Genomic DNA, 19,999 nt, shown 5'->3' on the forward strand with positions numbered 1-19,999 from the left:
CCGCCAACCGACATGGAGGTCCAATGTCCAATTCCTCGTTTACGCTCACGCGGCGGCGCCTGCTGGCCGGCGCGGCCGGAGCCGCCCTGACTGCACCGATGATCAACCGCGCCTGGGCGGCCGACCCGGTGACCATCAATATGCTCGCCTGGTACGGCCACGCGGAGCCAGACATGGTTTCGGAGTTCGAAGCCGAGAACAACGTCAAGTTTGTCCCCAAATACTACGCCGGCGGCGACAACATGCTGGCGCTGATCGCCCAGTCGCCCCCGGGCACCTACGATATCATCCTGTCCGACGCGGAGTTCGTGCAGCAACTCAACGCGGCGGGCTACATCGAACAAATGGACCCGTCGCTTTTCCCGTTCGACGACTTCTGGCCGGAGTACCAGAAGTTCCCCGGTCACTGGGCCGACGATGAGCTGTGGTCGGTGATGGTGCGTTTCGGGCTGCTCGGCGTCTCCTACAACACCGACACGCTGACCCGCGAAGAAGCGATGAGCTACAACGCCTTCTGGAACGACAAGGTGACCGGCAAGCTCGGCCATTTCGACTGGCACCTGCCGAACCTCGGCCAGATTTCCCTCCTGATGGGCAACAACGACCCGTCGCCCTTCGATATCGACGACGCGGCTTGGGACGCGGTGCAAGAAAAGACGCTGAGCCTGAAGCCGCAGGTCGGCGGCTATTTCGACTATGGCGGCACGTTCGCCTCGCTGAAGAATGGCGAGATGCTGGCCATGGCGGGGATCGGCGACTGGATCACCGGCGTTCTGCAAAAGGACGGCGCGCCGGTCGCGAGCGTCATCCCCGAGGAAGGCGGAATCCAGTGGACGGAGAGCTATTCCATAGGCAAGGGCACCGACAAGCAGGAGATCGTCAACAAGTTCATCCAGTACATGCTGAGCCCGCGTGGGCAGGTGCGTTCTATCCAGATGGCCGCCTACCCCGGCCTGTCGCCTACCAAGTCGGGCTGGAAAGCGATCCAGGAGGCCAACCCGGCAGAAGCGGAGCGCTCCGGCCTGATCGAGGGGCATGATCAAAGCCCGATCAAGCTGCTGAACGAAAAGCGGATCTTCTTCCGTGACATCCCGCAGCAGCAATCTCTGGAGGACTGGAACGACTTCTGGTCGGAATACAAGACCGCCTGAACCTGCCCGGCCGAAAGACCGGCGGGTACGTGCGCTTTCGCGTTCCCGCCACAACCGGAATCCTCCCCATGCCAAAACGCCTCCCGGTTTATCCCTACGTCTGGCGGCTCCCCCTGCTGATTTGGCAGGGGCTGTTTTTCGTGGGCCCGCTGATTCTGATGGTCGCCATGTCGTTCTGGCTGGTGCGCAATTACCGGATGGAACCCGCGTTCGTATTCGACAACTGGGAACGGATGCTGGGGCGGGACTACTTCTGGAACGCCTATTTCATCACCGTCTGGCGGGCGAGCGTGGCGGCGGTTCTGGCAAGCCTCATCGCCTTCCCCGCGTCTTTCACCCTCGCCTTTCGCGTCTCCGAATCCGCACGGCGGTGGGCGATCTTCTTCCTGATCGTGCCGTTCTTCACCTCCTACCTCGTCCGGATCTATGCCTGGCAGGTGCTGCTGGCGGAGAGCGGGCCGATCAACGCCGTCCTCGGCATGGTCGGGCTTGGCCCCTTCACGATGCTGAACTCCGGCTTCGGCGCCACGGTCGGCTACCTGACGCTTGTGCTGCCGCTGGTGGTGATCCTGCAGACCTTCAGCCTCGCCTCGGTGGACCGCAACCTGATCGAGGCCGCGTGGAACCTTGGCGCGAACCGGCGCGCAACGCTGTTTCGCGTCATCATTCCCGCGGCGAAGGTTGGTTTGATCCTCGGGCTGGTCTTCGCCTTCATCCTGTCTTTCGGCGACTTCGTGAGCCCGTTCTACCTCGGCGGGTCCAAACCGCCCACGCTGTCGATCCTGATCATCGACACCACGAAATCCGGCCAGCAGTGGCCCCGCGCGGCCGTCGTTGCGGTGATGATGATCGTCACGCTCTTTGTCGTGGCCTTCGCGGCCGTCGGCGCGGCCTACGGGCGGAGGAAATAGGATATGCGCCTGGGCGACTTCCTCTCGCGGCTCTATCTCGTCGCGCTCTTCGCCTTCGTCTTCGCGCCGATCGTCACCAGCATGGTGTTCTCGTTCAACTCGGACCGGTTCCCCACGGTGCCCTTGGGTCACTTCACGCTCAACTGGTACGAGACCGCCTTTGCGCGGCCGGAGGTCTGGACGGCCTTTGGCAATTCGGTGCTCGTTGCGCTCTGTGCCGCCGCACTCTCCACGGCGCTCGGCTTCGCCACCGCCTACACCGACTTTCGCTATGGCTTCCGCTTCAAGAATGCCTATCTCGCGCTGGCGCTGCTGCCGCCCACGATCCCTCTGGTAATCATGGGGCTCGCCATGCTGGCCTGGCTCGGGCGGATCGGCCTGTCGGGAACGCTGCCGGGGATCGTGATCGCTCACACAGTGATGGGCGCGCCCTTCGCCATGGCAATCTGCCGGCTGCGGCTGCAACAGATGGACGCCTCGCTGGAAGCCGCGGCGTGGAACCTCGGCGCCTCCCCGTGGCGGGCGATGCGCAGCGTCGTCCTGCCCTTCTGCCTGCCCGCGCTGATCTCGGCCTATTGCCTGACCGCCGCCGTCAGCTTCGACGAATTCATCGTCGCCTGGTTCGTCTCCGGCCTGAACAAGACGGTTCCGGTAATGATCCTCGAAATCCTGCAGGGCAACGTCGATCCTCAGATCAATGCCATCGGCACGGTGGTGTTTCTCACCTCGATGACACTCGTGATCGTGGCCCAGCTCCTCATCCTCCGAAAGACCGCCCGATGACCGATCCTTCCCCCCTCGTCCGGTTTTCCGGCGTCCGCAAAAGCTACGGCACGTTTGAAGCGGTAAAGGGCATCGACCTCGAAATCGGCCGCGGCGAGTTCGTGGCTATCATGGGTCCGTCCGGATGCGGCAAGACGACGACACTTCGGATGCTCGCTGGGCTGGAAGCGCCCACCGACGGCGTCATCACCATCGACGGCAAAGTCATGAACGATGTGCCGGCGCACGAGCGGGATACGCCGATGGTCTGGCAATCGTTGGCGCTTTTCCCGTTTCTCAACGTCGCCGAGAACGTCGAATTCGGCCTTAAGATGCGCGGAGTGGCCGGGGACGAGCGAAACACGCGCGTCTCGCTCTGGCTGGACCGACTGGGCCTGCGCGGGTTCGAGACGCGCCCCGTCGATCAACTCTCCGGCGGGCAGCGGCAGCGGGTGGCGCTCGCCCGGTCGCTTGTCACCGAGCCGCAGATGCTGCTGCTGGACGAACCGCTGTCTGCGCTCGACGCGCACCTGGTGATCCGGATGCAGGGTGTCCTGTCCCGGCTGCAAAAGGAACTGGGGATCACATTCGTCTACGTCACCCACTCGCAGTCCGAAGCCTTCGCGATGGCCGACCGGGTGGTAATCATGGGCCACGGCGAGATCGCTCAGATCGGCCGCCCGCAGGAGATCTTCCGGAACCCGAAGACCCGTTTCGTCGCCGAGTTCGTCGGGCGGAACAACATTCTGTCCGGCACCGTTTCAGGCGGTGAGATCGACATCGACGGGATGCGGTTCCCTATGCCGGACACGCCCGATGGCCCCGCCGAGATCGTGGTTGCGGCCGACCGGATGCAGGTGAGCGGAACGCCCCCCGAGGCGCCCGCCGTTCCCGCGGAGTTCGTATCGGAGGAATTCGCAGGCACCGGCATCATTTGCTATTTCGAGGGGCCGGCGGGCGAAGAACTGAAGGCGCAGGTTACCGAGGACGCCTTGGCGGCACTGGAGCCGGAACCGGGCCGCCGCTTCTGGTTGAACTGGGCGCCCGATGCGGCGCATGTGATGACGCAATGAGGGAGTGCGGGTGGTGAGCATCGATATCCTGATCAAGGGCGGCACCCTGCCGGACGGCACGCGGGCGGATGTCGCGATCTCAGGCGGCAGCATCACCGCCGTAGAGCCGGACATTTCGGCGGAGGCGGGAGAGGTTGTCGATGCGACGGGCAAGCTTGTCTCCCCCCCGTTCATCGATGCGCACTTCCACATGGATTCAACCCTCAGCTATGGCCGCCCGCGCGTGAATGGCTCCGGCACGCTGCTGGAGGGGATCGCGCTCTGGGGCGAGCTGAAGCAGATTCAGACCCGGGAGGACATCGTGGCCCGCGCGCTGGACTACTGCCGGCAGGCCGTGGCCAAGGGCGTTCTGGCGATCCGCAGCCATGTGGACGTGACGGACGCGAGCTTCGCCACGGTCGAGGCTCTGCTGGAAGTGCGCGACATCGTGCGGGACGTGCTGGACCTGCAACTCGTCGCCTTCCCGCAAGACGGCTGGTATCGCACGCCGGGGGCGGAGGCGCAGGTGATCCGGGCGCTGGACGCGGGTGTCGATGTGGTGGGCGGCATCCCGCATTTCGAGCGTACCATGGCCGATGGCGCCGCAGCCGTCCGCGCTGCCTGCGAACTGGCCGCCGAACGGGGCCTGCGCGTCGACCTGCACTGCGACGAGAGCGACGACCCCCTGAGTCGCCACATCGAGACGCTGGCCGCCGAGACGATCCGTTGCGGCTTGCAGGGGCGCGTCGCGGGGTCTCACCTGACGTCGATGCATTCGATGGACAACTACTACGTCGCCAAGTTGCTGCCGATGATTGCCGAGGCCGAGGTGGCCGCCATCCCCAATCCGCTCATCAACATCACCTTGCAGGGGCGGATGGATACCTACCCGAAACGACGCGGCCTGACACGGGTACCGGAGTTGCGCGCCGCCGGCGTGACGGTCGCCTTCGGGCAGGATTGCGTCCGCGACCCGTGGTATCCGCTGGGCTCCGGCGACATGCTGGATGTCGCGCACATGGGCCTGCATGTGGCGCTGATGACCGACCCGGACGGCATGTGCGCCGCTTTCGACATGGTCACGCAGACCCCGGCGGAGATCATGGGGCTGGACTTCGGGATCGCGCCCGGCAAGCGGGGCAGTCTGGTCGTTCTCGACGCGTCGGACAGGATCGAAGCGCTGCGACTCCGCCCCGCCCGTCTGTGCGTGATCTCCGATGGGCGGATCGTGTCACGAACGCAGCCCGCGCAATCCGCCCTGTCGCTGGGGTTCTGATCTGCCCGCCGGCCTCAAGCCGGCGCGAAATTCAGGATCAGATCCGCCTCCTCGAAACCGAGCGCCCGGATGTTCCGGTAGGAAATCTGCGCTTCGCCCTCCACCGCCTCGCCGGTGCAGGTCAGAATCGTGTGGCACCCCTTCGATTGCGCGACCTTGATCCGGTGCGCGAGCAGTGCCTTCTGAATCCCCCGGCCCCGGCTTTCCGGCCGAGTCGCCCCGAAGTCCGTCCACGCATAGCCGTCGCGGATATAGAGCGCTCCAGTCCCGGCAACATTGCCCCCCTCGACGGCCTGAAAGACGTGCCATCCCGGCGCCGACGGGATCGACTCCAGCCAGGGGCGCGCGCGATCCCCAAGGTCGAAGGCATCGGAGACAATTCGCGCGAATCCCTGGGCCGACCGCGGCTCCACAGGTCGGATATCCGCCTGCTTGGCGAGGTTTGGCAGTGGGAGGGTGGTGGAGCGGCGGAACATCCGCCACCCCCGCGCCGGCTTCAGGCCGGCTTTCTCCAGAACGGACGCTTCCGGCGCCTGGTCCGTGCTCAGGAAGAACCGCCGCACACCCGCCGCCCGATATATGTCCGCCGCCTTGGAAATCTTGGCCCCTGCCTGGTGTTCTACGTGATTGTCGTCATCGGATGGATGATTGAAGGCGTCCTGGCCGGCGTCTGGACGCGGCTCTGGCTCGTCATCTGGACGCTGCCAATTCCCCTGCTCTACCTACGGCGGGTTCTGCGGAGAGCGGCGTGAGACCCGACTTCGATACCCTCTTGGTGACCGGCATCGGCCTCAGCATGCTGGTTCTGTCCTATTGGCTGTGGCGCTTTGGCCCCCTGCGAACTGCCGTGTTCGTCGTGCTAGCCGGGGTGTTTCCCGCGAGCATGGACTTCTTCTCATCGTTTGCCGTCAGCAACTACGTCTACCCCGGGCAGAGCCGCCCCTGGGTTTTCGCGTACATCTTCTTCGGCTGGATGGCCGTTTGCGGGACGTGCCTGCTGATCGCCGAAGGCGTCCTTGCCGAACCGGGCGACGACGTGCTGTCGCTGCCGAGTCTGCGGTGGCGGGCGCCGCTCCTTGCCGCCGTGGTGGCGGTTCTATTGGACCTTTTCATCGACCCCATTGCGGTGGCCGCAGGCTACTGGGTGTGGACCAAGCCGGCCAACGTGTACTACGAAATCCCGCTACTTAACTTTGTGGGCTGGTTCGTTCTGATGTTCCTGGCACCCCTCGCCTGGATCGAAATCTCCCGGCGTCCGGCCTGGGGCGGACCCAGGATGCTCCTTGCCAGCCTCGTCGCGCTCCCGGTGCTCTTCCTGGCCAGCATTGCGATGTCGCTGGCACTGAACGGGGCGATTTACCTGGCCGGGCTCCAATGACACAGCCGCGGTTTCTGTCCGGCCCCGCGCGGGCCAGACAGAGGAACAATTATCAAGCGGTGCAATCAGCCCCGAAGCGTCATCCCACCGGCAGGCGCTGGCGCACGAGCGTTGTCCAATAGGAGCAGCCCCAGCCGATGACCTCGTCGTCGAAGTCGTAGGCCGGATGATGCAGGTCCGCCGATGGCCCGTTGCCGACGTTGATCATCGCTCCGGGTACCTCATTCAACATGAAGGAGAAATCCTCCCCGCCCAACGTTGGCGGCATGTCCGTGGTCACGTTGTCCGCTCCGGCGACGGCACGGGCGGCGTCGGCAGCCAGCTCCGTGTGCTCCGCATGGTTCACGGTCACCGGGTAGTGGCGAATGTACTCCGCAACCCCGGTGCAACCGAACCCCGCCGCGACCTGCTCCACCAGCCCGGCAAGGCGCTGTTCCAGATGGTCCCGGACGTCCTCGCGAAGGGTGCGCACGGTACCGGTGATCTGGATCTCCTGCGGAATGACGTTGAAGGCATTCCCGCCGGCGATGGTGCACAGGGAGACGACAGCGGCATCGAAGGGGTCGATTGTCCGTGCCGAGAGCGTCTGGACCGCCTGTATCACGGCGGCGGCGGCGGGCATCGGATCGTGCGTCTTGTGCGGCGTGGCCGCATGCCCGCCCTTGCCCGAAACCGTGATGCGGATCTCATCAACCGATCCCATGATAGGCCCCGGCGCGATGGTGAAACGGCCGACCTCCAGCCCGGGCCGGTTGTGCATTCCATAAACCTCATCACAGGGCCAACGGTCGAAGAGGCCGTCCTGGATCATCGCCCGCGCCCCGGCACCGCCCTCTTCGGCGGGCTGGAAAATCACGATCACGGTGCCGTCGAACGCCCGGGACCTGGCAAGCTGTCCCGCCGCGCCGAGCAGCATGGTCGTGTGCCCGTCATGCCCGCAGGCGTGCATCACGCCGGGTGTGGTCGAGGCCCAGTCGGCGCCGGTGTCCTCCAGAATCGGCAGGGCATCCATATCCGCCCGAAGGCCGATGGTCCGCCCGGAGGCGTTGGACTGCCCGTGGATCACCCCTACCACCCCCGTCTGGCCGATCCCTTCGTGCACCTCGTCAACGCCGGCCGCGCGCAGGGCCTCAGCCACACGGGCCGCTGTGCGCCGGGTCTCATAGAGCAGTTCCGGATGCGCGTGCAGATCCCGGCGGAAGGCCACGAGCCGCTCGAAATCGCTGGCCAGCCAGTTCTCGATCGCCATGCGTCAGTCCTTCTTCATCCGGTAACGAAAATCGCAGTGGCTTGCGCCCTTCATGATGGTCTGGGTGCGGGTCAGTTCGATCTCCGGGTTGTAGCCGATGCAGAAATCGCCGTCCCGGTTGCAGGACAGCAGATGTCCGATATCGCCCAGCCCCATCTCCCGGTACATCTCCGCGTACCGGCAGCGGGTGACATTGAAATCCATCTTTTCGGCGGAGGCCTGCAGCGGCTCGATCTCCAGCGCGTCCTCCTTCGTCCAATTGGGAAGGATCGCGGCGAAATCCTCCAGCGTCGGCGGATGGTCGAGGTGCTCCGCCATGGCCTGGCCTTGCTCGATGGCCGACCGGGAGCAGGTTTCACCGATCACGGCTTCGGCCTCTTCCCGGCCAGAGCGTTCGACGATCACGTCGAAGACATGCTTGAGGATCATCGCCTCGATGCGGCGGCGTTCCAGAATGGGAAGGTCCTTCATGGCTCTCCTGTTCGATCAGTTGGGACGACGGCGCGGAACGATCCCGCTGGTTGCGTCGCGCGCGTCAATACTTTGGTTCCGTACGATCCTTGCGTTGCAGCAGGAACAGATAGGCCGGCGCCACCTGCCGCAAAACGGCTTGCGCGGGGAAGGGATGCGGCTTCGTCACCGGCAGGGCAAGACCGCGCGGGTCCTCTCCTGCCACCGCCCGCGCCATCTCGCGCCCGAGCGCGGTGCCGAGCGCGAGGCCACGCCCGTTGCAGCCGATCCAGGTCCAGCCGTCCGGACCGAGCGAATGGACGCGGGGGAATCTGTCCCAATTCATGCTGAGGTACCCGGACCAGACGTGGGTCATTGTGGGCACCCCCAACTCCGGGAAGGCCTCCGCAAGGTTCCGCGCCGCCTTCTCCCGCACCCTGTCCTTCGCATTCCATGGGCCAAGCACCGCGCCGCCGGTAATGAGCCGATTCCGCGCGTCATAGCGGAAGAAGCGCAGGTCGCCGCGCGTGTCGGAGACCGCTTGCCGGCCGGGGAGGATCTTCGTCCGCAAGTTTTCGGGCACCGGCTCGGTGGACATCTGCCACGAGTGCACCGGGATGATCGAGCGCGCGATGCGGCTGGCAAGGCCCGGCACCTGCTCGCCGGTGTAGGCGTTCGTCGCGAGGATCAGCGCGCGCGCCGTAACCTTGCCGGTGGGCGTCGTGACGACCCAGGTGGCGCCGACCCGTTCGAAGTTTTCGGCAGGGGTCTGTTCGTGGATAACCGCGCTATGGTGTTCTGCCGCGGCCGCGAGCCCGCGGGTCAAAGCCAACGGATTGACGTGCCCCCCCGAGGGGGCCAGCATCCCACCGTGCCAGAAATCGGTTCCGAGCATCGCCGTCGTCTCGGCGCGGTCCTTCAGCTCGGTCTCCAGTCCGAACCGGCGCCACGCCTCCACCCGCTTCCGGCTCAGGGCGACGCGCCCCGGCGAGTGTGCGGGCTGGAACCAGCCGGTCTGCTCCGCTTCCGCCTCTATGCCCTCGCGGCGGATGATGTCGAACAGCAGGCCCGCGCTCTGGCCCACCATCTCAGCGAACCGCCGACCCGTGTCGCCGAAGCGCTCCACCCAGGCATCGGGTTCCGCCGCCGTGAGCGTGGGGATGACCTGTCCGTTATTGCGGCCCGAGGCCCCCCAGCCGACGGCCTTGCCTTCCAGAACGATCACATCCTTACCCTCGCGCGCCAGGTGCAGCGCGGCGGAAAGGCCGGTGATTCCGCCCCCGATGATGACCGTGTCCGTCTCCACGTCGCCCCGAAGCGGCGGCGCGGGCGGGCGGCCGGGGGGCGTTGCCGCCCAAAGGGAATCTGGATGAGTTACGCTATCTGCCATTGTTGCACCTATCGCCCCGCGAGAACGGGTTTCTCAGTACTTGCCACTGCGCAATACACCATGCTCATACTTGGCCAAAATCTGCGCAAAAAATTTCACCGGAGCCGTCCTCATGTCTCGCCACACCCCGTCCGCCGAACCCGCCGTGACCTTTGACGAGACGGACCGCAAGATCCTCGACGTCCTGCAGCGCGACAGCGATCTGCCGATCTCGGTCATCGCGGAGCAAGTTGGCCTGTCCACGACGCCCATCTGGCGGCGGATCAAGCGGATGGAGGCCGCTGGCCTGATCCGCGCCCGCGTCGTGGTCGTGGACCAGAAGCTGGCCAACGTGCCGATGACGGTCTTCATCGGGATCACGGCGCCGCGCCACGAAATGGAATGGCTGGAACGGTTCCGCGCCCTCATCGACGAAATCCCCGAGGTGGTCGAAGCCTACCGCCTCACCGGTTCCACCGACTACATCATGAAGGTCGTCGTGCCCGATATCGCGACGTACGACACCGTCTATCAACGGATGATCGCCTCGCTGGACTTCTCCCAGATCAACTCCTCGATCTCGATGGAGGAGTTGAAATTCACCACCGCCGTGCCGACCAAGTACCTCTGAGCCGGCGCGGCGGTTTGCTGCGGGATCAGTGCACATGGCCGCCCAGGTAGGCGTCGGTCACGCGCGGGTCCCGGGCCAGGTCGTCGGCCTCGCCCTCGATGACGATCCGACCACCTTCGATGACGGAGGCCCGGCCCGCAATGCGCAAGGCGGCCTTCACGTTCTGCTCCACGAGCAGGACGGAATACCCTTCGGACCGGATTCTTTCCACAAGATCGCAGATGAACCGAACCAGCTTCGGCGCCAGCCCGAGCGACGGTTCGTCCAGCAGCAGGACCTTGGGTTTGCGCATCAGCGCACGGCCGATGCACAGCATCTGCTGCTCGCCGCCGGACATTGAACCCGCCTGTTGCTTGAGCCGCTCTTCCAGCCGGGGGAACAGGCTCAACACGTGGTCCAGCTCCTGCTTGCCCAGCGGCCCGCCCCCGATGACGAGGTTTTCCAGCACCGTCATGTTGGAAAAGATCTGCCGACCCTCCGGCGCCTGCAGAACACCGCGCTCCGCGATCTCGTGGCTTTTGAGCTTCGTGATGTCCTCCCCGTCGACGAGGATGCTGCCGCCGGTCGCGTGATAAATGCCGGAGATGCAGCGCATCAGGCTCGTCTTGCCTACACCGTTCGCACCAAGCACCGCCACGATCCCGCCGCGCGGCACACTGACGGACACATCGTGCAGGATCTCCTGCACCCCAATCTTGAGCGACAGGTTGCGCACTTCGAGAAGATTGCTCATTCGTCATCGCCCCCCAGGTAGGCATCGAGGACCGCCTGGTTCTGGCGCACCTCGACCGGCGTGTCGTCGGCGATCTTGCGGCCGGAGGCAAGCACCACGACCCGCTCGCAAATCCCCATGACAAGCGACATGTCGTGCTCGACGAGCATGATGGTCAGCCCCTCGGAATTGAGTTCAGTGATGAATTGCGACAGCTCCGCCGTTTCGGAATGGTTCATGCCCGCGGCCGGTTCGTCCAGAATCAGGAGATCCGGCTCCATCGCCAGCGCCCGGGCAATTTCCAGATACTTGCGCTTGCCGTAGGACAGGTTCGCCGCAAGGTCGTTGGCCTGTTCGTTGAGCCCGACGCGCTCCAGCATCTCCCAGCTGCGTTCCGAGATCTCGTGCGACCGTTTCCGCCCGCCGATGACCGATTGGAACGCCCCCACCCCGAGGGCACCGAGGGCGCCGACGGAGATATTGTCGAAAACGGTCATGTTGGGGAAGACACGCAGGTTCTGGAACGTGCGGGACATGCCCCGATGCGCAACCTGATGCGGCGGCAGGCCGGTGATCTCCTCGCCCTTGAACCGCACCGCGCCCGAACTGGGCCGGGTGAAGCCCGAGATCAGGTTGAAGAGCGTCGTCTTGCCTGCGCCGTTCGGGCCAATCAGCCCGACAAGCTCCCCCTGCCCCACGTGGGTGGTGACTTCGTCCACCGCTGTCAGGCCGCCGAAATGGCGCGTCAGGCCGTCGAGTTCGAGAAGTGCCGTCATTCCCAGCCGACCTCCCTGTTGTCCGCACTGCCGCTCCATCCGGAGCCGAGGATACGGCGGGCGAACCGGAGTGCCGAAACTTCCCCAAACAGGCCCTTTGGAAGGAACAGGATCGCCCCGAACATGACCAGACCCACGAAAATGTTGCGGGTATCGCCCACGTCCCGCAGCACCTCCGGCAGCAGGATCAGGAGCAGTGCCCCGATGACCGCCCCCGGCAGGCTGCCGAGGCCCCCGACGACCACCATGGCCAGCACCAGGATGGACTGACTGAAGTTGAAATCGTTGGGAGAGATGTAGCCCGTCGTATAGGCCCACAGCGCGCCCGCAAGCCCGGCGAAGAAGGCGGAGATGACGAAGGCCTGCATCTTCAGCACGGTCACGTTGATGCCCATGGCGGCCGCGCATTGGTCGTCCTCGCGCAGGCTGCGCAGGGCATTGCCGTAGTAGGAATTGGTCAGCCTGTAGAGAACGACGACCGACAGCGCCATGATTGCGGTGACCACGTAGTAGATGCCGATCTCGCTCTCGATGTCGAACCCGAAGAAATCGATGCCCGAGAAGAGCAGCACCCCGTTCGGCCCCTTGGTCACACTCACCCAGTTCAGGAAGATCAGGTACAGCATTTGCCCGATGGCCAGCGTCGCAACGGCGAAATAGATCGAGATCAGGCGCATCGTCGGCAGGGCCACGAGAAATGCCACGAACGCCGCCGCCAGACCCGCCGCCGGCAGGCCGAGGGTGAAACCGATTTCCAACTCGGAGCCCAGGAGCGCCGCAACGTACGCGCCGATACCGTAGAACGCCGCGTGGCCCAGGTGCAGCAGCCCGGCGACGCCCGTGACGAGGTGGAGTGAGGCCGCCAGCAGTACGAAGACGGCTGCGATGGTTGCGATCTGGTAGAAATAGCCCCGGTCGAACGCCATTAGCACGGCCGGCACGACCACGAAGAGCAGGACGACCATACCGACCTTTGTCAGGAGTTGCTTAGACACGTTCCCTCCGTGCTCCGAAGAGTCCCTGCGGGAAGAAGACGAGGGTGATCAGAAGGAAGGCATAGGCCACCATGTCCGCCCAAACCGAGGAAACGACGCTGGTCGCCATGCTCTCGGTGATGCCGAGGATCATCGCGCTGATGACCGCGCCAGGGATCGACGACAAGCCGCCCATGACCATGGCAACGAAGGCCTTGATGCCGGGCGTGAAGCCCATGGAGGGATAGATCGCGCCGTAATAGAGCCCGACGAGAATGCCCGCCAGCGCCCCCATCACGGAGCCGATCACGAAGGTGAGGATGATGGTGCGGTCGGTGTTGATACCGCAGTACCGTGCGCCCAGAGGATTGTTCGAGACAGCCCGGATCGACAGGCCGATGGTGCTGTATTTCAGCAGCCATTGCAGGCCCAGGAACATCACCAGCGCGACCGCGAAGATGATCAGGTCGCCGTTGACGATCGTCACCGGCCCCAACTGGATCTGCTTGTTGATCAGGTAGCTCAGATCGACCGACTGAAACTGGGAGCCGAAGATCAGCTCCAGCGACTCCCGCGCGACGATGGACATCGCCAGCGACGACATCAGCGTCGCCTCGCGCATCGCGCGCGATTTCATGGAGGCCTCGTCCGAGAACCGGCGGAAGGGTTTGAAGGCCAACCGCTCCAGGCCGAAACCAGCGAGTGCGCCCACCGCCATTACCACCAGCAGGACGGCCAACAGCGGCGGCCCGAAAGTCGCGATCATCAGAAGGCCGGCAAAAGCGCCGATGGTGTAGATTTCGCCGTGGGCGAAGTTGACCACGTTGAGGACCCCGAAGATCAGCGTGAAGCCGATCGCCATAAGGGCGTAGATCATGCCCAGAGACAGGCCGATCGTCAGTTGCTGCAAGTAATACGGATCGAGCACCGTAATCCCCTCTGTTCGGACGGGCCCGCGCCCGTTCGGCATCGCTTCACGAAGCGTTGCGGACGGCAGCCCGGAGGCCGCCGCCCGGCGACAGCGCGATTTACTTCACTTCGACGAATTCGCCGTTCTCGACCGTGGCCTTGGTGAGTTCCTTGAGCGGCTCGCCGTTTTCGTCGAACGACGTATTGCCGGTGACGCCCGGGAAATCCGTCGTCGCGGCCACGGCTTCGCGCATCGACTCCCGGGTCACGTCGGGATAGGCGCGCACGACGGCTTCGAGCATGATGTTGACGGCGTCGTAAGCTTGGGCCGGGAACTGGCCGGGAGCCGCGCCGTCATGGAGCGACTTCCACTCCTCGACGAACTCCTGCACGCCGGCATCCTCGCGCGTCGGCAGGAACGTGGCGGTGAGGAACAAACCGTCGGCCGCCTCGCCCGACAGTTCGATCAGCTTGTCGTTGTAGGCCGCCGACGTCGAATAGACCGGGATGTCAACGCCGAGCTGTTCCATCTGCTTCAGGAACTGCGCACCGTCCTCGTAGAAGAAGCCGGTGTAGACGGCATCGGGATTGGTCTCGTCGATCTTGGTGATGATCGAGCGGAAGTCGGCGAGGCCCCGGTTGAAGAACTCCTCGAAGACGACTTCGCCGCCCATGTCCTTGAACGGGGTCGTGAAGCCCTTCACCACAGACTGTCCCCAGTCGGTCTGCTCCGCGATCACGGCGACCTTCTCGATGCCCTTCTCGTGCATCCATTCGGCGTTTACGGCGCCTTCCTGGTCCTGGGTGGTGATATTGCGGAACTGCCATTCGGAAATCTTGGCGAAGTCCGGGTGAGAGGCGGTCTGTGAAAGCTGCACCACGCCAGCCTTCTTGTAGACCTGCGCGGCGGCCATCGACACCGTCGAAGTGAAGTCGCCCAGAACCGCAACGATGTCGTCGTTGTCGACGAACTTCCGCGCGATGGTCACGCCTTCCTTGGCGTCGGAGCGAGAGTCTTCATAGATGATCTCCACAGGCACCGGGAGGGCGCCGGAGGCGTTGAACTTCTCAAGCGCGATCTCGGCGGCCGACTTGAAGTCCTGGCCGTATTGCGCCGTGTTCCCCGTGAGCGGCAACTGGTATCCGATAACAATAGGGGCATCCTGGGCCCATCCGGCCAACGGGGCGACCGTCGCAGCCAGGGCGAGGGAGACGGTTAGTCTGCGGCTCAGTATCATCTGCGTTTTCCTTTGATCGTCAGTGAGTTGGGGAGTTCGTCCGGTTGCGTTCCGGATCTCGCTGGTAAAGTTTTGAAATCAAGCGTCCTCGGCCGGGCCGGGTTCCACGACGAGCCGGCAGCACCCGGTCTTGCCCGGTGTCCAGGTCTCGCCCTTGAAGGTGAAGCCCGCGGCACCGAACATGCCGGCGTCGATGACGCCCGCGGCCCGGCAAAGCAGTTCGAGGTCCTCGTCGCTCCGGCCGTCGGCAACCCAGTTGTCCTTCAGCGGGCAGCGGTGGAACTGGATCTCCATGCCCTCGTCGTCGCACTTGCGAAGCTCGGGCGCAAAAAGCTGGTCGCGGCAGGGAATGCCGGACAGGAAGTGATCGGTCAGGCCCTTGATGTCATCCGGGCCGTGCGGCTTGAGCTTCTGGCCCATGTCGGCGCCGAGGCGGCGCGCGGCCTCCCCGATCAGTTCCACGGCGCGGTCGGCGTCGTAGGCCTCGCGCAGCACGTCGAACATGTACATATAGAATTTCGCCCGCATGGCGTAGGAACCGGCCAGCATCTCGTAGGTGATTTCGGGATCTTTCGTTTCGGACATCGTATTCTTTCCAAGATATTTCCGGCGGCGTGTGTCGCTCGGGTCGGGGCGGCCGTTTCCGGCTGGAGATAGCAGGTTTCGCCGGGGGTTACGACCGGTTTCCCGGACTGGGTGCGGCATCCTCCGGCATCCAGAACCAGCGCAAACTTTCGACATCCGCGGCGAATACTGGACGCTTTTTCAGCGAGGGCAAGGCGCGCGCCTCCGCCATCATTGCCGCCTCCTGCATGAACGTCGAAATGTCAGCCATTCTTCGCGAAGGCGTCTGCGATTTGTGCAACCGAAGGTTGAATTCCCGCGGGGACACCGGCTCGCTCCAGTCCTTGTGCCGCCAGACACCGGACGCCGGATCGGCCCGGTATTCGGTCAGGAACCGGGTGCCATGCTTCGCCACGAACAGAATGGCGTCCGTGATGTAATCGACCGTCTCCTGGTCGAAAAAGTAGTTGAAGCCCAAACGGACCCAGCCCGGCCGCATCAGGCTTGTGCCCTGATCGACCGAGGCTTCGAAGGCGGCGGCGTCCTCCGCCGAAATCTTCAGGAGCTGGTGCCCATAGGGACCGGCGCAGGAACACCCGCCGCGCGCCTGAATGCCGAAGAGGTCATTCAGCAGCGCCACGACGAAACCATAGTGCAGCGCCTGCTCGCCGGCCTGGATATTGAACGCCAGGATGCCGAGCCGCGGCACGTCTTTCGGGCCGAGCATGTCGATCGCCGGCTCCGTCCGGAGCCGGGTCAACGACCGGTCTAGGATCTCTGCGTCGCGCCGTTCGATCTCCCCCAAGCCCACGGACTGTTTCAGCGCAACTACCGCCCCGGCGCGAATGTCGCCCAGGATGTTCGGCGTGCCCCCTTCCTCGCGCCGCTCGATATCGCGGACGTAGCTGTGGCCCGATTCGGTGACGTAGCTGACTGTGCCGCCGCCGATCACGCCCGGCTTCGGGTTCTTGAACAACCGGCGCTCGGCCACGAGGACACCGGACGCACCGGGCCCGCCAATGAACTTGTGGGGAGAGAACACGGCGGCATCGATCCGCGCCTCGGGATCGTCGTCAGCCAGCGAAAGACTGATGTCGATGTAGGGCGCGGCCGCCGCGAAATCGCAGGCGAAGTCGGCGCCGTGACGGTGCAGAATACGCGCAAGGGCCGGCAGGTCGCTCAGAACGCCTGTGACGTTGGACGCGGCCGAAAAGGCACCAATCTTTCGGCAGTCTTCCGGGTGCGCGGCGAGCCGCTCCTCCAGGTGTGACAGGGAAATCCTGCCGTCGGCATCAAGGCAGATCCGTTCGATCTGAGCGCCACACTCCCGCCACGGCAGGTCATTGGAGTGATGCTCGTACGGCCCGACGAAGACGACCGGGGGCCGGCCTTCGGCAATATCCGCAGCGAAATCCATTCCGCGGAGAAGCTTGTCGACCGCCGCCGTCGCCCCGGCCCCCGCGAACACGACCGCATGGGCCTCCGTGGCGCCGACCGCTTTAGCAATCGCCCTGCGCGCGGCCTCCCTAAGGGCCGTGGTTTCCCGCCCGGAGAAGGACGTCTCCGTATGCGTGTTGCCATAGGCCGCGAGTACCTGATCCCGAATATAGGACTCGATCGACTCCAGACCGCGCCCGGACGCGACGTAGTCGGCGTATATCATTGGACGCAAGCCGAACGGCCCGGGGATCGCATTGCGTTCGCCGATCACGCCGTCGCGGATCATGTGCACGAGTTCTTCCGGCGACGACTCCCGTGCCTCAGACGGTTCCACCCGGACATTTACGCTTTTCATTTCCCTGACCCCGACAACGAGACGCCGCCGGGACTGACCCTGGCGCGCCGATTAACTTGGAATAGGAATATCAAGGAGAGATCTATATTTACAACTTCGACCTACGTCTGGATCAAAGTTAGCAAAATTTTTCTACCAAATGCCCGTATGGCGAGATGCATGGCATTCTCTACCCCAGATTGTTCGCGGATGGAGAAATGAGGTTTCCTGGGGAAAGCGTTGGCAAATGCCACCGACGGCGGAACAGCAGGTGCCCCATCGCGTCTCGCTCGCCTCTGACCCGGCGTCCGTCCCGGGGAGGTGCCGGGCGCGCGCCTTCGGTTCACCTACCGCCGGCACTCGATCAGCACCTCCGGCCCGCGCCGTTTCAGGTCTTCGATCGATGTCACCCCCATCAACTGAAGCGTGAGCGTCATTTCGGTGCGTAAGATGTCGAAGAGGCGCGCAACGCCCGCCTCTCCCCCCGCCGCAACCGCCCAGGCGAAGGGGCGACCAAGGAGGACGAAATCGGCCCCCAGGGCAAGCGCCTTCAGAATATCGCTCCCCGTGCGGAAGCCGCTGTCGACATAGAGCAACTTCTCGGCGCCCAGAGCCTCTCGGACGAGCGACACCTGCGAGATGGTGGACGTGCCGTGATCGAGCTGCCGCCCGCCGTGGTTCGACAGCACGATCCCGTCGGCGCCGGACTCGCGCGCCATGGCAGCGTCCTCGGGGTCCGAAATGCCTTTCACGATTAACTGACCGCTCCAGTCCTCGCGCAGCCGCTGCACCAAATCCCACGTGAGGGCCTTCTCCAGCCGGGCGGACAGGTGGCTCGCCTGCGCCAGGGCGCCCTTGCCGAACTCCGGCCGGTCCCTGACAAGTTCCACCTCCGGAAAACCACGGCGAAGAAGGTCGAGCGACCATGCCGGCCGCCGGGCAAACTGCCAGACGAGGCCCGGCGTCAGACGTTCGGTCGAACGGAACCCGTTACGCACATCCCGCTCCCGAACAGAGGTCACCGCCGTATCGACCGTCAGGAAGATGCGTTTCACCCCTGCGCGGCGCGCCTGATCAAGGTAGCCGGCGGTGACCTCCGGGTCCTTGTCGATATATAGCTGGAAGTCCGGCGCGGCGCCCGCTTCGCGCGTCACGGTTTCGAGCCCATCGATCGAAAAGGTGGAGAGCACCGAGGGAACGCCGGCCGCCTCCGACGCGCGGGCCACGTGCACCTCCCCACTCCGGCGATACAGCCCCATGAAGCCCACTGGCCCGGCGCCGAAGGGTAAGGCGACGCTCTGATTGCCCAAGCGTGTCGTCAGGTCGGGGTCTGCCAGCGGTGTCAAAACTCGTTGGCGCAGCGCGTACAGGTCGAAGTCGGCGCGGTTGCGGCGCAGCGTCGTTTCCGAGAACGCGCCGCCGTCGACGTAGTCCGAAAAGATCTTCGGCAACCTGCGGTGGGCCGCCTTTTGGAAATCATGAACGTTCACGAAACGCTGCTCGAAGCCCATTGCGCGTATCTCCTATCGGGGCGCGATCCCGGCAAAGAAGTCGGTAAAGACGTCATCGCCGGAAACGGGCCGTGACCCGGCGGCAAGTGCCACGGACAGACCAATCGCCGACGAGACGGGGTTGTGAAGCTCCGCCCCCTCCCCCGCGTTCAGGTTCATCACGAGGGTCGGGCACAGGAACAGACCGAGGCGGACGACGTCCTCCCAGTCCTCTGGCAGCAGGTCAACGTCTTTCAGCGTGGCAAGCCACGGAGCCCAGAAGTGCCGCCCCTTCGCCTGCAGAAGCTGCAACCGCAGGGCGTTCGGGCGCCAGTCCGTTTCGATCAGCAGCCTGCCGCCGTCCAGGCGCACGCTGGCCGCGTGTCGTTCGGCGGCGAGTTCCGGCGTATAGAGCCAGAACGGATGGGCGAAGACGTTGTGGAAGGTCGATTTCACTTCGGCCAGGAGCGACGGCACCGTGTCCCCGGCGAAAGCAGGGTCGAAGAACGCGAGATGGTCGCGCGCTTCCCCGCGTTCGTACCAGACATTCGCGTTATGAGCGTCGCCATGGGCGACGATACCGCCCGCGTCGGCCAGCCTTTCGGGGGCGTACCGCGTGTGCGCCAGATCGAACAGCTCATCGAGCGAGCGAGTGTATTCGATGCCGTTGATCACTGGGCGCGCAGGAGCAAGGTCGTCCCAGTGAATCGCGACGCCACCGGGGAAGTCGAACCGCTTGCCGACATAGAACCGTGCCAGCCGTCCGCCGGGGTAGACTTTGGTGCTCTGGTCGATCAGGCGTTCGTGGAACAGCCGGTGGATCGGCTCCGCCCGGGAGTGCTCGGGCGTGATCGGCCTGAGCGTGGCCTGCGCGCAGGCCAGAAGGCGGTCGTTCAGTTCCGCCTCGGCGGCCACGGCGCGGGCGGCGGCCTCCGGGTCGGGCGTGAGGTCGAGATCCAACAGAACGTCCGAGAAGCGCGGATCGGCGCGGCGGGCGTAGACCAGCAGTTGCTCGCCCGGCAGCGTGGACATGTGTACCGGCTGATCCACCGGCAGCCCGGCCCTGGCTAGAATGTCGGCGCGGTAGTATTCCCCGCGCATCTGCTCCTCGCCTTCCTCCTGGTGAAACTTGAAGAAGTAGTCCCGCCCCGCGGACGCAAAGAATCCGTTGAGCGAGTTCAAAGAATACCGGTCGACGTTGATCTTGAGACCCTCCACCGGAATCGAGAACAGCTCACCGATCAATTGCTGGAGCATCGCCTCGGCGCGGGTCAGATCGGTCCGGGCGACGGCGCGAATTTCGGCCGTTCGGGAACGCGGTGCAGTGCTCACC

General features: G+C 64.7%; 21 protein-coding genes. 8 read left to right on the plus strand and 13 right to left on the minus strand.

What is annotated here, in order from left to right; genetic code table 11:
- Positions 1-23 precede the first annotated feature (23 nt).
- The 5 genes from BM075_RS07730 to BM075_RS07750 all read left to right on the plus strand — a co-directional run bounded on the left by BM075_RS07730 (position 24) and on the right by BM075_RS07750 (position 5,152).
- Positions 24-1,151: a polyamine ABC transporter substrate-binding protein gene (locus BM075_RS07730; RefSeq protein ID WP_093360096.1), complete on the plus strand. Its 1,128-nt coding sequence runs from the start codon at positions 24-26 to the stop codon at positions 1,149-1,151.
- A 68-nt stretch (positions 1,152-1,219) separates the two neighbouring features.
- On the plus strand, positions 1,220-2,062 hold the full coding sequence (locus BM075_RS07735) for an ABC transporter permease (RefSeq protein ID WP_177208278.1): 843 nt from the start codon (positions 1,220-1,222) through the stop codon (positions 2,060-2,062).
- 3 nt (positions 2,063-2,065) lie between these two features.
- Positions 2,066-2,845: an ABC transporter permease gene (locus BM075_RS07740; RefSeq protein ID WP_093360097.1), complete on the plus strand. Its 780-nt coding sequence runs from the start codon at positions 2,066-2,068 to the stop codon at positions 2,843-2,845.
- On the plus strand, positions 2,842-3,897 hold the full coding sequence (locus tag BM075_RS07745; RefSeq protein ID WP_093360098.1) for an ABC transporter ATP-binding protein: 1,056 nt from the start codon (positions 2,842-2,844) through the stop codon (positions 3,895-3,897). Before BM075_RS07740 ends, BM075_RS07745 begins: the two co-directional genes overlap by 4 nt.
- Before the next feature lie 10 nt (positions 3,898-3,907).
- The gene (locus BM075_RS07750; RefSeq protein WP_177208279.1) at positions 3,908-5,152 is read left to right on the plus strand and encodes a cytosine deaminase; all 1,245 of its coding nucleotides are present in this window, start codon (positions 3,908-3,910) and stop codon (positions 5,150-5,152) included.
- A 14-nt stretch (positions 5,153-5,166) separates the two neighbouring features.
- Here the strand turns inward: BM075_RS07750 and BM075_RS07755 are convergent, their stop codons facing one another.
- The gene (locus tag BM075_RS07755) at positions 5,167-5,715 is read right to left on the minus strand and encodes a GNAT family N-acetyltransferase (RefSeq protein WP_093360099.1); all 549 of its coding nucleotides are present in this window, start codon (positions 5,713-5,715) and stop codon (positions 5,167-5,169) included.
- A 60-nt stretch (positions 5,716-5,775) separates the two neighbouring features.
- On the opposite strand from BM075_RS07755, the gene BM075_RS24980 reads away from it, so the two are divergent.
- Both BM075_RS24980 and BM075_RS07760 read left to right on the plus strand, forming a co-directional pair.
- Positions 5,776-5,904 (plus strand): hypothetical protein, encoded by a 129-nt coding sequence (locus tag BM075_RS24980; RefSeq protein WP_281244924.1) that lies wholly within the window; start codon positions 5,776-5,778, stop codon positions 5,902-5,904.
- On the plus strand, positions 5,901-6,530 hold the full coding sequence (locus BM075_RS07760; RefSeq protein WP_093360100.1) for a carotenoid biosynthesis protein: 630 nt from the start codon (positions 5,901-5,903) through the stop codon (positions 6,528-6,530). The genes BM075_RS24980 and BM075_RS07760 overlap by 4 nt, the downstream gene beginning before the upstream one ends.
- Positions 6,531-6,609: 79 nt before the next feature.
- Here BM075_RS07760 and BM075_RS07765 read toward each other — a convergent pair whose 3' ends face one another.
- From BM075_RS07765 to BM075_RS07775, 3 genes are all read right to left on the minus strand, one after another.
- On the minus strand, positions 6,610-7,779 hold the full coding sequence (locus BM075_RS07765) for a M20 aminoacylase family protein (protein WP_093360101.1): 1,170 nt from the start codon (positions 7,777-7,779) through the stop codon (positions 6,610-6,612).
- A 3-nt stretch (positions 7,780-7,782) separates the two neighbouring features.
- Entirely contained in the window at positions 7,783-8,250 is a 468-nt protein-coding gene (locus BM075_RS07770; protein WP_093360102.1) for an L-2-amino-thiazoline-4-carboxylic acid hydrolase, read from the minus strand.
- Positions 8,251-8,314: 64 nt separating this feature from the next.
- Positions 8,315-9,619, minus strand: coding sequence for an NAD(P)/FAD-dependent oxidoreductase (locus tag BM075_RS07775; protein WP_093360103.1), 1,305 nt, complete (start codon positions 9,617-9,619; stop codon positions 8,315-8,317).
- A gap of 112 nt (positions 9,620-9,731) precedes the next feature.
- On the opposite strand from BM075_RS07775, the gene BM075_RS07780 reads away from it, so the two are divergent.
- Positions 9,732-10,229: an Lrp/AsnC family transcriptional regulator gene (locus BM075_RS07780; RefSeq protein ID WP_093360104.1), complete on the plus strand. Its 498-nt coding sequence runs from the start codon at positions 9,732-9,734 to the stop codon at positions 10,227-10,229.
- Positions 10,230-10,254: 25 nt separating this feature from the next.
- Here BM075_RS07780 and BM075_RS07785 read toward each other — a convergent pair whose 3' ends face one another.
- The 9 genes from BM075_RS07785 to BM075_RS07825 all read right to left on the minus strand — a co-directional run bounded on the left by BM075_RS07785 (position 10,255) and on the right by BM075_RS07825 (position 19,998).
- Complete coding sequence (locus BM075_RS07785; protein WP_093360105.1) at positions 10,255-10,962, minus strand: ABC transporter ATP-binding protein; 708 nt, start codon at positions 10,960-10,962, stop codon at positions 10,255-10,257.
- On the minus strand, positions 10,959-11,717 hold the full coding sequence (locus BM075_RS07790; RefSeq protein WP_093360106.1) for an ABC transporter ATP-binding protein: 759 nt from the start codon (positions 11,715-11,717) through the stop codon (positions 10,959-10,961). Before BM075_RS07790 ends, BM075_RS07785 begins: the two co-directional genes overlap by 4 nt.
- On the minus strand, positions 11,714-12,712 hold the full coding sequence (locus BM075_RS07795) for a branched-chain amino acid ABC transporter permease (protein WP_218152829.1): 999 nt from the start codon (positions 12,710-12,712) through the stop codon (positions 11,714-11,716). The genes BM075_RS07790 and BM075_RS07795 overlap by 4 nt, the downstream gene beginning before the upstream one ends.
- Positions 12,705-13,619 carry a branched-chain amino acid ABC transporter permease gene (locus BM075_RS07800; RefSeq protein WP_093360327.1) on the minus strand — a complete coding sequence of 305 codons (915 nt, stop codon included), beginning with the start codon at positions 13,617-13,619 and terminating at the stop codon, positions 12,705-12,707. The genes BM075_RS07795 and BM075_RS07800 overlap by 8 nt, the downstream gene beginning before the upstream one ends.
- Before the next feature lie 100 nt (positions 13,620-13,719).
- Complete coding sequence (locus BM075_RS07805; RefSeq protein ID WP_093360108.1) at positions 13,720-14,838, minus strand: ABC transporter substrate-binding protein; 1,119 nt, start codon at positions 14,836-14,838, stop codon at positions 13,720-13,722.
- Positions 14,839-14,916: 78 nt separating this feature from the next.
- On the minus strand, positions 14,917-15,423 hold the full coding sequence (locus tag BM075_RS07810; RefSeq protein WP_093360109.1) for an L-2-amino-thiazoline-4-carboxylic acid hydrolase: 507 nt from the start codon (positions 15,421-15,423) through the stop codon (positions 14,917-14,919).
- Between the two features lie 88 nt (positions 15,424-15,511).
- Positions 15,512-17,197: an aminotransferase class V-fold PLP-dependent enzyme gene (locus BM075_RS07815; protein WP_093360110.1), complete on the minus strand. Its 1,686-nt coding sequence runs from the start codon at positions 17,195-17,197 to the stop codon at positions 15,512-15,514.
- A gap of 326 nt (positions 17,198-17,523) precedes the next feature.
- Complete coding sequence (locus tag BM075_RS07820) at positions 17,524-18,687, minus strand: alpha-hydroxy acid oxidase (protein WP_093360111.1); 1,164 nt, start codon at positions 18,685-18,687, stop codon at positions 17,524-17,526.
- A 12-nt stretch (positions 18,688-18,699) separates the two neighbouring features.
- Positions 18,700-19,998, minus strand: coding sequence for a hypothetical protein (locus BM075_RS07825; RefSeq protein WP_093360112.1), 1,299 nt, complete (start codon positions 19,996-19,998; stop codon positions 18,700-18,702).
- Between the last annotated feature and the right edge of the window lies 1 nt (position 19,999).

The sequence above is a fragment of the Tropicimonas isoalkanivorans genome, assembly GCF_900112335.1.
Classification (GTDB): domain Bacteria; phylum Pseudomonadota; class Alphaproteobacteria; order Rhodobacterales; family Rhodobacteraceae; genus Tropicimonas; species Tropicimonas isoalkanivorans.

Coding starts and splice junctions, on each gene's coding strand:
- BM075_RS07730 (WP_093360096.1), top strand. CDS start 24: ATGTCCAATTCCTCGTTTACGCTCACGCGGCGGCGCCTGCTGGCCGGC.
- BM075_RS07735 (WP_177208278.1), top strand. CDS start 1,220: ATGCCAAAACGCCTCCCGGTTTATCCCTACGTCTGGCGGCTCCCCCTG.
- BM075_RS07740 (WP_093360097.1), top strand. CDS start 2,066: ATGCGCCTGGGCGACTTCCTCTCGCGGCTCTATCTCGTCGCGCTCTTC.
- BM075_RS07745 (WP_093360098.1), top strand. CDS start 2,842: ATGACCGATCCTTCCCCCCTCGTCCGGTTTTCCGGCGTCCGCAAAAGC.
- BM075_RS07765 (WP_093360101.1), bottom strand. CDS start 7,779: ATGGCGATCGAGAACTGGCTGGCCAGCGATTTCGAGCGGCTCGTGGCC.
- BM075_RS07770 (WP_093360102.1), bottom strand. CDS start 8,250: ATGAAGGACCTTCCCATTCTGGAACGCCGCCGCATCGAGGCGATGATC.
- BM075_RS07775 (WP_093360103.1), bottom strand. CDS start 9,619: ATGGCAGATAGCGTAACTCATCCAGATTCCCTTTGGGCGGCAACGCCC.
- BM075_RS07780 (WP_093360104.1), top strand. CDS start 9,732: ATGTCTCGCCACACCCCGTCCGCCGAACCCGCCGTGACCTTTGACGAG.
- BM075_RS07785 (WP_093360105.1), bottom strand. CDS start 10,962: ATGAGCAATCTTCTCGAAGTGCGCAACCTGTCGCTCAAGATTGGGGTG.
- BM075_RS07790 (WP_093360106.1), bottom strand. CDS start 11,717: ATGACGGCACTTCTCGAACTCGACGGCCTGACGCGCCATTTCGGCGGC.
- BM075_RS07805 (WP_093360108.1), bottom strand. CDS start 14,838: ATGATACTGAGCCGCAGACTAACCGTCTCCCTCGCCCTGGCTGCGACG.
- BM075_RS07810 (WP_093360109.1), bottom strand. CDS start 15,423: ATGTCCGAAACGAAAGATCCCGAAATCACCTACGAGATGCTGGCCGGT.
- BM075_RS07815 (WP_093360110.1), bottom strand. CDS start 17,197: ATGAAAAGCGTAAATGTCCGGGTGGAACCGTCTGAGGCACGGGAGTCG.
- BM075_RS07820 (WP_093360111.1), bottom strand. CDS start 18,687: ATGGGCTTCGAGCAGCGTTTCGTGAACGTTCATGATTTCCAAAAGGCG.